Source organism: Desulfovibrio mangrovi (genome assembly GCF_026230175.1).
Classification (GTDB): Bacteria; Desulfobacterota; Desulfovibrionia; order Desulfovibrionales; family Desulfovibrionaceae; genus Halodesulfovibrio; species Halodesulfovibrio mangrovi.
The window spans coordinates 1,650,887-1,665,107 of record NZ_CP104208.1 but is presented as its reverse complement, the minus strand read 5'-3'; the positions used below and the strand labels follow the sequence as shown (position 1 = coordinate 1,665,107).

At 56.2% G+C, this 14,221-nt stretch carries 9 protein-coding genes; 7 read left to right on the top strand and 2 right to left on the bottom strand.

The window, feature by feature from the left end; all coding sequences use genetic code 11:
* Positions 1-199 precede the first annotated feature (199 nt).
* The 4 genes from aroL (at position 200) to recD2 (ending at position 4,761) form a co-directional block, all read left to right on the top strand.
* Positions 200-730 carry a shikimate kinase AroL gene (aroL, locus tag N1030_RS07740; RefSeq protein ID WP_265828692.1) on the top strand — a complete coding sequence of 177 codons (531 nt, stop codon included), beginning with the start codon at positions 200-202 and terminating at the stop codon, positions 728-730.
* A 74-nt stretch (positions 731-804) separates the two neighbouring features.
* Positions 805-1,227, top strand: coding sequence for a universal stress protein (locus tag N1030_RS07735; RefSeq protein ID WP_265828691.1), 423 nt, complete (start codon positions 805-807; stop codon positions 1,225-1,227).
* A 198-nt stretch (positions 1,228-1,425) separates the two neighbouring features.
* Positions 1,426-2,526, top strand: a complete 1,101-nt coding sequence (aroC, locus tag N1030_RS07730) for a chorismate synthase (protein WP_265828690.1) — start codon at positions 1,426-1,428, stop codon at positions 2,524-2,526.
* A 24-nt stretch (positions 2,527-2,550) separates the two neighbouring features.
* Positions 2,551-4,761, top strand: coding sequence for an SF1B family DNA helicase RecD2 (recD2, locus tag N1030_RS07725; protein WP_265828689.1), 2,211 nt, complete (start codon positions 2,551-2,553; stop codon positions 4,759-4,761).
* A gap of 126 nt (positions 4,762-4,887) precedes the next feature.
* Here the strand turns inward: recD2 and N1030_RS07720 are convergent, their stop codons facing one another.
* On the bottom strand, positions 4,888-5,235 hold the full coding sequence (locus N1030_RS07720) for a DVU0772 family protein (protein WP_265828687.1): 348 nt from the start codon (positions 5,233-5,235) through the stop codon (positions 4,888-4,890).
* A gap of 662 nt (positions 5,236-5,897) precedes the next feature.
* On the opposite strand from N1030_RS07720, the gene N1030_RS07715 reads away from it, so the two are divergent.
* Positions 5,898-6,080, top strand: coding sequence for a hypothetical protein (locus N1030_RS07715; protein WP_265828686.1), 183 nt, complete (start codon positions 5,898-5,900; stop codon positions 6,078-6,080).
* Positions 6,081-6,415: 335 nt separating this feature from the next.
* On the top strand, positions 6,416-7,978 hold the full coding sequence (locus N1030_RS07710) for a methyl-accepting chemotaxis protein (RefSeq protein ID WP_265828685.1): 1,563 nt from the start codon (positions 6,416-6,418) through the stop codon (positions 7,976-7,978).
* Positions 7,979-8,631: 653 nt separating this feature from the next.
* On the opposite strand, the gene htpG is transcribed toward N1030_RS07710, so the two are convergent.
* Positions 8,632-10,521: a molecular chaperone HtpG gene (htpG, locus tag N1030_RS07705; protein ID WP_265828684.1), complete on the bottom strand. Its 1,890-nt coding sequence runs from the start codon at positions 10,519-10,521 to the stop codon at positions 8,632-8,634.
* A gap of 264 nt (positions 10,522-10,785) precedes the next feature.
* On the opposite strand from htpG, the gene N1030_RS07700 reads away from it, so the two are divergent.
* Positions 10,786-14,145, top strand: a complete 3,360-nt coding sequence (locus N1030_RS07700) for a PAS domain S-box protein (RefSeq protein ID WP_265828683.1) — start codon at positions 10,786-10,788, stop codon at positions 14,143-14,145.
* Positions 14,146-14,221 lie beyond the last annotated feature (76 nt).

Here is a 14,221-nt window from a genome sequence, read left to right as displayed (position 1 = left end):
GAAAGGCGCATGTCTGTTGGAATCAAGCCGCTTGTAGCATTAAAAACGGCGGGGCAAAAGGGTGGGGTAAGGGGCTCGTTCATGTTTTTTGCCTTGCTTGAGGGAGCCGTACTGCTCCCCACGGGAGCCTGCATGTTGCAGGCTGTGGCGTATGCGCGTAGGTTATAGGGCAGTCATTACGGGAATCAAGGAGCGTAACATGCAGACCCGACGCATATATCTGGTGGGACCGAGAGCCTGCGGCAAGACAACAGTGGGCAAGGCGTTGGCCGAAGCATTGGGGTGGCGGTTCACGGATACGGACGAGGTGGTCGTCCGTGGCGCCGGTTGCGCCATTGCCGACATAGTGGAGCGGCGGGGCTGGGATGCTTTTCGCGATATGGAAACAGCAGCCCTGCGCGCCCTGAGTGGTGAAGATGCCATTGTGATCGCAACTGGTGGTGGCATGGTGCTCCGTGCACAGAACCGAGATCTTATGCGTGAAAGCGGACTGGTCGTGCTGCTGACAGCCTCTGCAGATGTCCTTGCCGAGCGGCTGAGTGTTGATCCGTTGCATGCCCAGCGCCCCTCTTTGACGGGAAAAAGCGTTGCGGATGAGGTGGCGGAAGTGCTCAGGGAGCGGGCTCCCATGTATGCCGCTGCTGCGCATATGCTGGAGGATGCCACCCAGCCGGTGGGAGAAATTGTGGCTTCCGTCATGCAAGTGCTTGAAAAGGGCGAAATTCCGTAGTTATATAGTGATGGAACAAGTGTTTCCCATGTACTGTGGTATTCTGTTCTGCTCATGACTCAAGGAGTTTCGCCATGCAGATCAAAAAGATTCTGGTTCCAGTGGACGGTTCCGAGTATTCCCTCAAGGCCACCAGATATGCCGCTGATTTTTCCAAGCTGGTCGGCGCGGAAATTGTCCTGCTCAACTGTCGCATGCAGGTTCCGCCCATGCTCAGTTCTGAGGCCTACGACCAGGCCAAGGAAAGCCTGACCAAGCGCTCCGATGAGTTGCTCAATCCCTTCCGCGAGATGCTGCGCGCCGCAAAGGTGCCTTTCATAGACAAGATCATGGAAGGTCCCATTGAAGATGCCATCATCGAACTGGCTGATTTTGAAAAGTGTGATCTCATTGTCATGGGATCGCGCGGGCACTCCGAGCTGGAAGGCCTGCTGGTCGGCAGCACCACCCACAGGGTGCTGCAGATTGCCGCGTGCCCCGTTACCGTGGTGCGCTAGATAATAGCATCTGAATGGCCGGAGGCGGAATGCCTCCGGCTGTCCTTCTTTTCCGGTTCCGGTTTCCGGAGCCGGGGTCTTGTTCCGTTATGCCGCGCATGTTGGCTATGCAGAAAGAACCATGTGTGATTCATGTCCGCCCCGTTCGGCCCCGTGTACGAGCGGACGTATCGCCAACAACCCTTCAGGAGAATGTGTATGAGCGGCAGCACCTTCGGCCGGATGTTCCGGCTGACGACATTTGGTGAATCCCACGGTCCCGCCCTTGGCGGCGTGGTGGACGGGTGTCCTTCCGGTATCGAACTGAGCGAAGAGGATATCCAGCGCGAGCTGGACAAGCGCAAGCCCGGTCAGGGTGGCCTTGCAGCCACCGCGCGCAAGGAGGCGGACAGGGTGCGCATCCTGTCCGGCGTGTTTGAGGGCCGGACGACCGGCACCCCCATCGGATTCATGGTCGAGAATACAGACCAGCGTTCCCACGACTACAGCGAAATCATGCATGTGTGGCGTCCGGGCCATGCGGACTATACCTTTGACCGCAAGTTCGGCTTCCGCGACTATCGCGGTGGTGGCCGTTCTTCCGGCCGAGAGACCGTGAGCCGTGTTGCCGGCGGTGCCATTGCCCAGCAGTTTCTGGCTGCGCAGGGCGTGACTGTTCGCGCTTACACCGTGGAACTAGGCGGTATAAGGGCGGATGTTGTTGACCCCGAGGGAGCGCAGGACAGACCGTTCTTTTCCCCCGATCCCGACGTGATAAGCGGCTGGGAAAGCCTTGTGCATGATGTGAAATCCGATGGCGACACCCTCGGTGGCATTGTGCAGATAGAAGCCCTTGGTGTTCCCGCAGGGCTTGGCGAGCCGGTGTTCGACAAGCTGGACGCTCTTCTTGCTTATGCCCTGATGAGCGTGGGCGCGGTGAAAGGTGTGGAAATAGGCAGCGGATTCGGTGCGGCGCGCATGCGTGGCAGCGAGAACAACGATCCCATGCGGGAGAATGCCTTTGTCTCCAACCATGCTGGCGGCATTCTGGGCGGCATTTCCAACGGCATGCCCGTTGTGGCCCGTGCGGCCATCAAGCCCATTCCTTCCATAGCCAAGGAACAGACGACCACAACACGGCAGGGCGAGGAACGTACCATCCGCATCGGCGGCAGGCACGACATTTGTGCCATTCCCCGTGTGGTACCGGTGCTCAAGTCTATGGTCTGTCTCGTGCTGGCTGACCTTATGCTCATGCAGGCCCGCCAGACCCTGTCGCCGCTTTCCGGCCTCATGGAGCTGGACGAGTTTGACCTGTAGGCCGTCTGCCGGTACATGACCCGCATGCAGCAGAAATCCTTACTCGATGCCTCCGGAGAGGCTGAGGACCAGACCGCGCCGGTGGCCTTGAAAGGCTCGCTGGAGCGGGTGGTCTTTCATAACGAGGAGAACGGCTACACCGTTTTCAGCCTCAAGACTTCCACGGGCGACAGTGTGGCCGTTGTGGGGCACATGGCCGATCCGCAACCCGGCGTTTCTCTCGAAATCTGGGGCGACTGGGTCAATAATCCCCGTTTCGGCAGGCAGCTGCACATGCAACGGCACCAGACCGTGCTGCCTGCACATGTGGAGGGCATCCGGCATTATCTGGGATCCGGCCTCATTCACGGAGTGGGGCCCAAGACGGCGGAACGCATTGTTGCGGCGTTTGGTGAAAAGACCTTCCATGTGCTGGATCATGAGCCTGAGCGCCTGCTGGAGGTGGAGGGCATCGGCAAGAAAACGGCCGAAGCCGTGCAGGAGGGGTGGAGCGAGCATCGCGGCATCCGCGATCTGATCATGTTCCTGCAGCCGCACGGGGTGTCCACGGCCTATGCCGTGCGCATCTATCGCTTCTATGGCAAGCATGCCCTGACCGTGGTGCAGGAGAATCCCTACCGTCTTGCCATGGACATCCATGGCATAGGCTTCCTTACTGCAGACGCCGTGGCGCGCAAGCTGGGCTTTGAGAAGGATTCCCCCCTGCGGGCCGAAGCTGGTACCCTGTATACCCTCAAGAAAATCACCGAGGAAGGGCACGTCTATTATCCCCTTGAGAAGCTGGTGGCCAAGACCGCTGCCGAGCTGGATATCCAGTACGATCTCATTGAGGATGCCATTCATGCCCTGAAGCGTGAAGAGCGGGTGGTGCTGGAACCGTTGGAAGGCGACGACGAGGCTGTGTATCTCACTCGTTTTCATGCCTACGAAGCCGGTATTTCCACGTATCTGCGCAGGCTGCTGGGGTCGCCCAAGTCTGTGGAGATTCCCCGCTCGGACGAAGTGGTGGACAAGGTGGTGGGCGATCTCGGCATAAAGCTTGCCGAGGCTCAGCTTGAGGCTGTGCGTACTGCCGCGCGCGCCAAGGTCATGGTGCTGACCGGGGGACCCGGTACCGGTAAAACCACCATCACCAATGCCATCATCAAGGTGTTCCGTTCCCTCAAGGCCAGAGTGCTGCTCTGTGCCCCGACGGGGCGGGCCGCCAAGCGCATGTTCGAGACCTCCGGCGAGGAGGCGAAGACCATTCACCGTCTGCTGGAGTATTCTCCGCGGGAAGACGGCTTCCAGCGCAACGAGGATAATCCCCTTGCCTGCGGCCTGCTGGTGGTGGACGAGGCGTCCATGATGGACACCATGCTCATGTTCCACCTGCTCAAGGCTGTGCCGCTGGGGGCCACGGTCATCTTCGTGGGGGACGTGCACCAGTTGCCTTCCGTCGGACCGGGCAACGTGCTGCGGGATGTCATTTCATCCGGTGTGGTGGATGTGGTGGAACTGACGGAGGTATTCCGTCAGGCGCAGGAATCGGACATCATTACCAACGCGCACAAGATCAACTGCGGCGAGGTGCCGTATCTGGAAGCCTCCAAGGACCAGCTTACGGATTTCTATTTCATCAGGCAGGATGAGCCGGACCGTTGCGCCGCCATGATAGTGGATCTGGTGAAGAACCATATCCCCCGCCGGTTCGGCATGGACAGGTTCAATGACATTCAGGTGCTTACCCCCATGCACAAGGGATCGGCCGGTGCGGGTAATCTCAACCTGCTGCTGCAGCAGGCCCTGAATCCCAGAGGGGAGCTTCTCAAGCGGGGAGAGCGCGAGTTTCGGCTGGATGACAAGGTCATGCAGATCCGCAACAACTACGACAAGGATGTCTTCAACGGTGACATCGGACGTGTCTGCGTGGTGAATCCCAAGGAAAAGGAAATCACCGTCAGGTTCGATGACGAGAAGAACGTCATCTACGCCTTCAACGAGCTGGACGAGCTTGTGCCCGCCTATGCCATTTCCATCCACAAGTCGCAGGGGTCGGAATACCCCGCAGTGGTTATCCCAGTGCTGACGCAGCACTATGTTTTGCTGCAACGCAATCTTATTTACACGGGCGTTACCAGAGGCAAGAAACTGGTCATTCTTGTGGGAGCCCCCAAGGCGCTGACCATGGCGGTAAAGAACAACAAGATGCAGAAGCGGTATACGCGGCTGGCACAGAGGCTTGCCGCCCGTTAATTGCGCCGACCTGCAGTTCACATGGCAAAAGAGGAGCGCCCGCCCCGGTCCCGATACCGGTGCGGGCGCTATTTTCATGAGAGCCACATGGGGTGCAATGGAGTGTTGTTACTGACGCTGCAAGGGCTAATCGTGTCCAAGCTCCTTTCTGAGCCAAGCCTTGATTTCCTTGGTGGGTTCCATAATACACTTGAGGTCGCCGAATTCTTCAAGAAGCTTGTTTGCCAGGCGATTGGGGAGCGGAATGGTTACCAGCTCTTCCGCTGCCTCGGAGTTGCGGCGAACCAGGCGGACGACGGGCTTTTCTCCCCACATATCAACCACAAAGTATGTTGAGTAGTCGGCCTTGGACCGTACAGGCGGATATTCCGCATGCCAGTCGTTGTTCCCCCATTCCAGATACATGGTCACTGCATGTTCAGGGCTGAGGTTCCAATCTATATCCAGGTGACCGAACTGAGAAAGAAGACCCATATCATCCTCCTTGGTTGGCTGAAATATTTATCCGGCGTTATGTGCCGTGTTCTTCCCGATGTTGTCTTGTTATCGGGACCGGGCTGCCACACCCCGGCCCCGATCAAGACGGTGCATGCCTTGTGAAGGGAGAGCTGTCTGCTCTTCTTGGTTCTAATAGTAACGATTATTATTAGCTGGTCAACATAAAAAATGAATTTTTGTTGGTTTTTTTTTTGAGCGCCTTCCGATTTTGAAGATTCTTCATAGGTTGGAGGCCGGAAGATTCTCGTAACTTGTCGAATTGAGAGTAAAACTCATAGCTTGTGTGTCTGATGAGTTTCTTGAAAGGTTTAAACTCTTATGTGTTAGCCGTTCAGGGATGTTGCAGTTGTGCGACGAAACGAATCGCTTGAATTGTGTGTTCAACCTATTTTGATTCTCTTGACGTAGTCATTTGATTATGAGTTTATACCTGTGCTGGAGAAGTCCTCGTTCCTGTTCGAAACCTAATCTGTGGGTCGGACTGGTTTCGGAGAGGGTTTGAGGCATTGAGTACGTTACCGTTCCATCGTGGACGGCCATCATGCTGAACTGCAAAAACCCCTTTGAGCTACGGAGGTTCCCCGATGAAGCCAGATGAGTTTGCTGTCAGGTTTTTTGATGTGGCTAGGAGCATGGGAATGGAATTTACCCCTTCCGGGAATGTGGTAACCGGAGGCGGGAAGAATATTTCCCACGGCAAGGCAGCCATGTTGTATCGCCGCTATGGCGAAACGTGCGTCAAATGCCCTTCCAGTGAGTTCAGGCATGACTCAAAGGGACTCAAACAGTTTCGCATGATCGCGGAGAAGACTTTGGGCTAGGGTCTTTTCATTTGCGGTTGTGACGTTGAAGCATGGTTGGTGCCCGCCGCTGCCCCCGCAGCGGCGGGCTTTTCCTTTTCTCCCCCTTCCTCTCTTTTCTTCTTTTCCCTTTACCCGATTCTGCTACAGCCAATTGCTGCTCTATTGGTTGGACCGATTTTGCGCCCGCCAGAATTGCCAATTTACCAATATTTTACACGTCCCTATTGCGTTTTTGTCTTCTGCCGATTCTGCATTATATCGATATACTGGACTCGAAAGCAGTTCGTGCGGTAGGTTTTACCGTCTATCCGATTGTTCTTTTGAACTGGCCTATAGTGGAGAGTGTAAAGAGTATGAAGAGCGAGCGATTTATCACGCTGGTGCTTGGGGCGGGAGCGTGCGGTGTCATTCTCATGGTTGTTGCCGCGTTCTTGACAGGAGGCGCAACAGGCTTCTGGTTGCCTGTTACGGCGTTGTTTGCGGTAGCGTGCATGGGGGGCGCCCTGTACGGATTGAAACAGGCAAGCGGTGCCTTGAAGAAGATGGAGGCGTATGCTGCCGCCATGACGGGCGGTGATTTTTCCGCGACACTGAGCGTGGAGGAAGGCGACAGCCTTGCTAAGTCCGTTCAAGCGCTGGCTACGGCCTTTCTCAAGGAAATGGGAATTAAGAAGGGGATTATCGAAGGGTTGCCTACGCCTTTCCTTCTTGTGGATACCAAGGAACGTGCCCTGTATACCAACAACGCGTGCATGGATATGCTGGAAATAGACGGCCCGCCGGAGCGTCAGTACGGACGGACTCTTGCAGATATTTTCTATAACGACCCCTCGCGTAAAACTGCAGTGGGGCAGTCCATTGAAAGCGGCAAGGTCTTCCAGAACCTTGAGGTGAGTGTCAAGGGACACAAGGGCGGGGTTCGCCACGTGCTTGCCAATGTGTATCCCCTGTATGACATGGGCGGCAAATGCATCGGCGGGTTTTGCCTGTATCTGGACATGACCGCCCTGAAGCAGAAGGAAGCCGAAATCTGTGCTCATAACGAGATGATTTCGCGTTCCGCCGCGGAGGCTACTGACATCTCCAATGGCCTTGCTGCTGCTGCGGAGGAACTCTCCGCACAGGTGGAACAGTCCGCCGCCACAAGCCGCGCCCAGCAGGAACGCACCCGTGAGGTTTCTCTTTCCATGGAGCAGATGAACGCTTCCGTGGTGGAGGTAGCCAAGGGCGCAGGCAATGCAGCCAGCCTTGCGGATTCGGCGCGCTCCAAGGCGCAGGAAGGCGCACGTGTGGTTGATGAATCCCGCAAGCTGACCGAACGCGTGTATGGAGATGCCATCCGTCTCAAGGATGATATGGACATGCTGGGCGAGCAGGCAGAGAGCATTGGTGCCGTGATTGGTGTAATCAACGACATTGCGGATCAGACCAACCTGCTTGCCCTGAACGCAGCCATCGAGGCAGCCCGTGCCGGTGAGTACGGACGCGGTTTTGCCGTGGTGGCGGATGAGGTGCGCAAGCTTGCGGAAAAGACCATGCAGGCCACCAAGGAAGTGACCACCGCCATCAGCAGCATTCAGGAAAGCACCCACAAGAGCAGGGGGTCTTCAGAGAATGCGGCCAACGCCATCAAGGAGAATGCGGAGCTTGCTGCTGCGTCGGGCAACGTGCTGGAAGAGATCGTACATTTCGTAGAGCGAACTGCCGACCATGTGCGTGATATTGCAGCGGCGGCAGAGCAGCAGTCTGCGGCCAGCGACGAGATTGTGGCATCTACGGAGCACATTTCCCATTCTGCTGAAGAAAATGCTCTTGCCATGCATGAATCCGCATTGGCCGTTCAGGAGCTTGCCCGGAGGGCGGCTGAACTGAAGACGATCATTGCCGAGATGCAGGCGCAATCCGCTGATAATTGAGAACTGAAGCGGTAATTCGCACAGGTGCTTTGGTGAAACAAAAGGCCGGTCTTGACCGGCCTTTTTCTATGTCTTGAAAGGTAAATGATGTGTCACCGGGGCATGGCAACTGGCGATGCTGGCAGAGCATGTATCGTTACTTTCAGGACGGGAAGTGGTGCTGATGGGTTGGACCAATTTACAGTATTCTGGCGGTTTGACCAATTTTCCGCAGGCGGTCCGACGGGGTGAATGGCGAGAAAAATAGTGCAAAAAAAAACGGTTGGAGACATAATGAAACGCAACTTCCTTCGTATGGCGAAGAGAGGGAAGTGGGAAAATTCGACAAATCTGGACGTGATTTCCTGTATGCGGTACTAATGTGTTTGTTCCGTCCGTGTGTTCCGGTTTGAATCTGCGGCGGACTGCAGAGCTATTATCCGGTCTGATCCGGTTTATACATTGTGTCATTCCCGGAGGCGAAAGCCACCTCTCCGGCAAGAGGGCGGGATGACGATTCACTGAGCAGAACCGCCGTCGGCGGGTCAGGTCGCGCTTTCCCGCCGACGGAGGATTCTGCGTCTCAGCGATGAGCATGAAGCAACACAACGTTGTCCACGAAAAGGGGCGGGTTTTAAACCCGCCCCTTCGTGTTTGTCATGTCCGGCTGTCTGCTACAGCTTTTTGACTTCGGTATACCAGCCGCTGGCTTTCTCCAGCAGGGTGTTGATGCGGCCCACAAGCGCGTGCGGATCCTTGAGGTAGCCTTCGAGCAGCAGGGAGGATTCGAAAAGCTGCACCACGGTTTCTTCGATAATGGGATCATTGCCGTCCGCCTTGAAAATGCGCAGCAGATTGCGGAGGATGGCGTGGTCGCGGTTGATTTCCAGCACCTTCTTCGGAATGGATTCATCCTTGTTCAGAATGCGCATGAGGCGGTCCATGGAAGAGGTTGCGCCATCAGTGCTTGCCAGCACCGCAGGTGAGCCGGAAAGGCGCTTGGAAATGCGTACATCGGTGACGCGGTCGCCCAGAATCTCCTTCATGCGTTCGACCAGACCGTCAAAGGTCTTGGCATCTCCTTCGGAAAGCTCTTCCGCTTTCTTCTCCTTCTCCATGTCGGGGAAGGCATCCAGCGTTTCGGGCTTCACGGTCTCAGCGGCCACGAACTCGAATTCCTTGTACTTGTGCAGGTTGTCCATGACGAACTCGTCCACGGGTTCGAACAGGAACAGCACTTCCAGCCCCTTGCGGGTGAAGATTTCCAGATGCGGATTGAGCTTGGCGGCTTCGCGGCTGGGGGCGGTGATGTAGTACACTGCCTTCTGTTCCGGCTTGGCGCGTTCAATGTACGCGTCCACGGAGGTCAGGCCGTCCTTGTCCTCATGATGCGAGGAATTGAAGCGCAGCAGCTGGGTGAACTTTTCGCGGTTGGCGTAGTCGCTGTAGCCGACGCGGAAGACCTTGCCGTGGGTGTTCCAGAAGCGCTCGTAGGCATCTGCGTCGTTCTTGGCCAGCTTCTCAAGATGGTTCAGCACCTGCTTGGTCACGGTCTGCTGAATTTTACGGATGAGAGCGTTTTCTTGCAGCGTCTCGCGGGAGATGTTCAGGGGCAGGTCTTCGGTATCTACCACGCCTTTGAGGAAGGAAAGGTACTCGGGAATGAGATCCTTGTTCTCGTGCTGGATGAGCACGCGACGTACGTAGAGGTCAAGGCCGTAACGTTCGCGGTCGAATCCGAAAACGTCCCTTGCCATGTTGGGAATGAAGGCAAGACAGTTGAACTGCACGGGAGCGTCCACCGAGATGTGCAGGGTATCCATGGGCTCTGCTTCATCAAAGGTAAGGTGGGTGTAGAACTCCTTGTACTGTTCCTTGGAAATGGAGCTCTTGGGCTCGCGCCACAGGGCGGGCGTGGTGTTCACCCGTTCGCCTTCCAGCTGGATGGGGAAGGGGATGAAGCTGGAATGCTTTTTCAGGATGCTCTGCAGGCGGAACTTTTCCAGAAACTCGTCCGCATCGTCCTTTACGTGGATGGTGATGACGGTGCCGCGTTCCGGTGCGCCTTCTTCGCAGGGAACGATCTCGAAGGAACCGAGACCGTCTGAGATCCAGGTAAAAGCCTTTTCATCGCCACGCGCACTCTTGGTGGTGACCTCCACCTTGTCCGCAATCATGAAAACCGAATAGAAGCCCACGCCGAAACGTCCGATGATGTTGCCGGGGTCTTCGTTCTTATCGGCCAGCTCTTTGAGGAAGCGTTCGGAGCCGGAACGGGCAATGGTGCCGAGGTTGTCCACCAGTTCATCGTGCGTCATGCCGATGCCGGTGTCGCGGATGGTGATGATCTTGCCGTCCTTGTCGATGCTGATGTCGATGCCCAGTTCAAGCTCGGGGGCGTTCACGGCCTCACCTTTTGCCTGTGCGAATCTCAGCTTGTCCAGTGCGTCAGAGGCGTTGGAAACGAGCTCCCGCAGGAAGATCTCGCGGTTGGTATAGAGCGAGTGGGTGATGATGTGCAGCAGTTTGCGCACTTCGGTCTTGAATTCGAACGTCTGCGACATGCTTAGCGTCTCCTTGAGCAATAAATTCTGATGGTTGAGATGGCCATGACGCATGACCGTTGCAAAGATAATGCGCATTATCCCGTGGTCAAGAGGCAAGTGTAAGGCTTTATCGGGTTGCTATAATGGGGTTGCTCTGTGTGTCGGTATATGGCTTATGGTGGGATAGGGGGCTGTACTCTTTGCGTAGCGAAGGGTGACCAGATCTTTCGTTTTGTGTCTGGGCTTGTAATCCGCGGATACGAAATTGAGGGCGGAAACGTTATGCGCACGCTGGCATTCAACATGGTTCTGATAATAACTTTCCTCTGTACGTGGGGATTGCCGTATTCCGGCATTCCGGCGCCGTGGCGTGCACAGGCGGCGAAGGCTGAAGACCGCTCTCCCGTGGCAGAGCCTTTGGTCATAGGCATTCCGGAAGTGCTGGCTCCGGACTACGTCGCGCTGGATATGAATTCATCCGGCTTTGCCATGGAAAGCATGGCGTATATTGCAGATGCAGCGGGGTATTCTCTTGTCGTCCGGCGTTATCCCGATATGGCGGCAGTGTTGCAGGAGCTTGCGGCAGGTCGGATTCAGGCGGTGCCTCTCCTGCCTATTCGTGAAGAATACCGGAAGGTTGCCATTTTCTCTTCACCGCTTCGAGTGGATGATGTGACTCTCTTTGTGCTGGCCGATTCCAGATTCATGAGCAGCATTGCAGACCTTCAGGGAAGAAAGGTCGGCGTGGTTCGTTCCGGCGTGGGGCTGGTCATTGCCCGGGAACTGGCCGGAGTGCTGATACGTGAGGCTGGCGGGGTGGAGCAGCTGATCTTCATGCTTTTGTCCGGTCAGGTCGACGCCATCATTCATCCTGATGCCGCTGTCCGTTTCCACATCAACAGGATGGGACTTGATAACCGGATTGCAACGCTTGGCGGAAGGTTGTTGCAGCAACGCTATGCTCTTGCCGTTGCGGTTGGACAGGATGCGGTGCTGGGCAGATTGGAGAAGCAGGTGCAACAGTTTGTGGACAGTCCTCCATATCACAAGCTGGTGGACAAATGGTTTCTTGATGGTGGGGGAGCAGAGAGGGCTATTCCCCTTGGCTGGATTTTGGCGGTTTGCGCGGTGGGGTTTCTGACCGGGGGGCTTGTATTCTGGTTCGGTTACCATCGGCGCTTGAGCAGGGAGCGGCACGCCATGTTCCGTTCGTTGCTGAATGCCTCTACGGATGCCATGATGCTCGTTTCTGCAGAAGGAGACTGCATTCTGGGTAACAAGGCTGCTGACCGGGTGTTCAGCGATCTGAAGTATGGAGCGGGGCAGTCCGGTTTCGTCAGGTTGTTTGGCGAAGATGACCGTGAGCGCAGGCTGCGTTCCTTGCGAAGGGTTGCGACTTCCGGCGAAGTGGCGGATGCCCTGCATGATCATGGGGGACGGATTCTCCGGTTGTCTTTGTTTCCTATTCCACGCCAGAGCGGCGAGTTGGCGCTGGTTGCCGTGACGTTTCGCGATGTTACGGAGAGAAATGCCAAGGACCAACTGCTGCGCGATACACTGAAGAATTTCGGCCTGATATTTGATCAGGCCCCCGGTGGCATTGCTTTGTTGAATAACAACATGACTGTTGCTTCGGTCAATCCGGCCTTTGCGCGCTTCCTCGGATATGCCAGAGAAGAATTGGAGGGCAGGAGCCTGCGTGACCTGCTGTATCAGGATGATGCAGAGGATACCCGTCTTGAAATGCACAAACTGTTTGCCGGCGAGGTGGACAGGATTAATGTTGAGAAACGGTTTGCCCATAAGAGCGGAATTCCCCTTTGGGCTTCGTTGACCGTGATCGCCGAGCGTTCTGATGTCGGTGTTCTGGGGAGCCTCATGGCGTATGTGGTTGACATTCATGAGCGCAAGGTGTCCGCGGAACGGCTGCGAGAGGGGGAATTGCGGTATCGCGAGATTTTTGAGAGGGCTTCAGACCTTATCTTTCTGGTCAATTTGTCTACGGGAAGAATCGAAGAGTTCAATCAGGCCGCGGTGGCTTCGTTGGGCTATTCTGACAGCGAGCTTGCAGGACTGGATTCCGCAAGGCTTGAGGTTGATGTTGCGGACTCCGGCTCCGGCGTATTGTTTGCGGAGGGGCTGGTAGAGAGCAAGGTGCGTCGAAAGGATGGGGCTGTTCTTGATGTGCAGGCGCATACAAGATTTCTCTCTGCAGCAGGTCGGCTCTATGCCCTTTCCATCATCCGTGACGTCTCCGGCTACAGGGAAGTGGAAGCCTGTCTCAGCCGTGTAAGGCTGGCTAAAGATGAAGCCGTGCACGCTACCGAGAGTTTTTTTGGGAACATCAGCGAAGAGCTCAGAACTCCCCTGCAAGGTATGATGGGGATGTTGCAGCTACTGGAAGAAACCCCCCTCAGCGATCTGCAACGGCGGTATGTGCGCATGTCCCGCGAGTCCGGCGAGGGACTCATGCAGTTCATGGATGATCTGCTGGACTATGCGTTGCTCGCATCAGCGTCGGCAGGGAGTGGTGAGGGGCAGAGAGATCTGCTCAGACCCTTTGTCGTAGACGACATGATGCAGACCATACTCAACAGCTTTGCAGCGGAAATGTCTCTGAAAGGCGGAAAGCTTACCGCGCGCATCGGCGCTGAGTTTCCGGAAATGCTCATAGGCCCAGCTCCCAAATTGCGGAAAATGCTGTTTAATATGGTGGGGTATGCCGCCAGGCTGCTGGAAAACGCTGACGTACGATTCGAGTTGCGGCAGCCGAAGGAGCCGCGCGTCATGGCGGATGGCACTCGCATGACTGAATTTGTTGTCGGGGTGGCGTCCGATTACTCCCGTGAATGGGCGGCCTGCGCCCGCAAAGCCATAGGCGGCGAGTGTGGTGCGTTCGAGTGTGCCGGCACCTATGGCCTTGTTCTGGCTTCACGCATTGCCGGAAACCTCAAGGGGACCCTTTCGGTTGAGGTGTGTGGAGACTGGGATGAATTGGTTCTGGCTATACCGCTTCGGTGGAGTCCTGTTGAGCGTGATGCGGATTTGGTTCGTACGATGGTTGCAGATATCGTATCCGGTACGGATGAGGCGCATGGCGTGCAGGATACTTCTTATCGGGCGGGCAGGGAGGACAATCCCACCAGCCAGATGTTGCGGCGGGCTGACCTTGCTCCGATACTATCCGGAGTAAGGATCATTGTTGCGGATGATGACGGTATCAATCGAGTGGTGATTGGCAGGTGGCTTGAGCTCTATGGCGGCGTGGTCGCCTACGCTGAGAACGGTGTGGAAGTGTTCGGGTTACTTGATGAAGAGGCATTCGATTGTATTGTGTTGGATCTGCAGATGCCGGAGATGAATGGCCTGGATGTCGCCAGAGCGATACGTTCCGGCAGGTGCGGCGAGGCGTTTTCCGCTGTGCCCATTGTTGCGCTGACTGCCTTTGCCGGCAAGGAAAATGAAGATGCCTGCCTTGAAGCGGGGATGAATGCTTTTCTTACCAAGCCGCTGGATTTGCGACAGCTTTCAGGGGTGCTCGCCCGTGTTCTTGAGACCGGTGAGGTGTTGACCTCGGCCGAAACCAAGGCCATGAAAGTTTCCGAATCCGAATCCGACGTGCTGATTCTGCCTCCCAATTAGACGGTCATGTCAATGGTGCCCGTCCTGCCTGTTCTGCCCGTCCTGTCGGTCGTGCTGATCTTGTAGGTCATGCAGC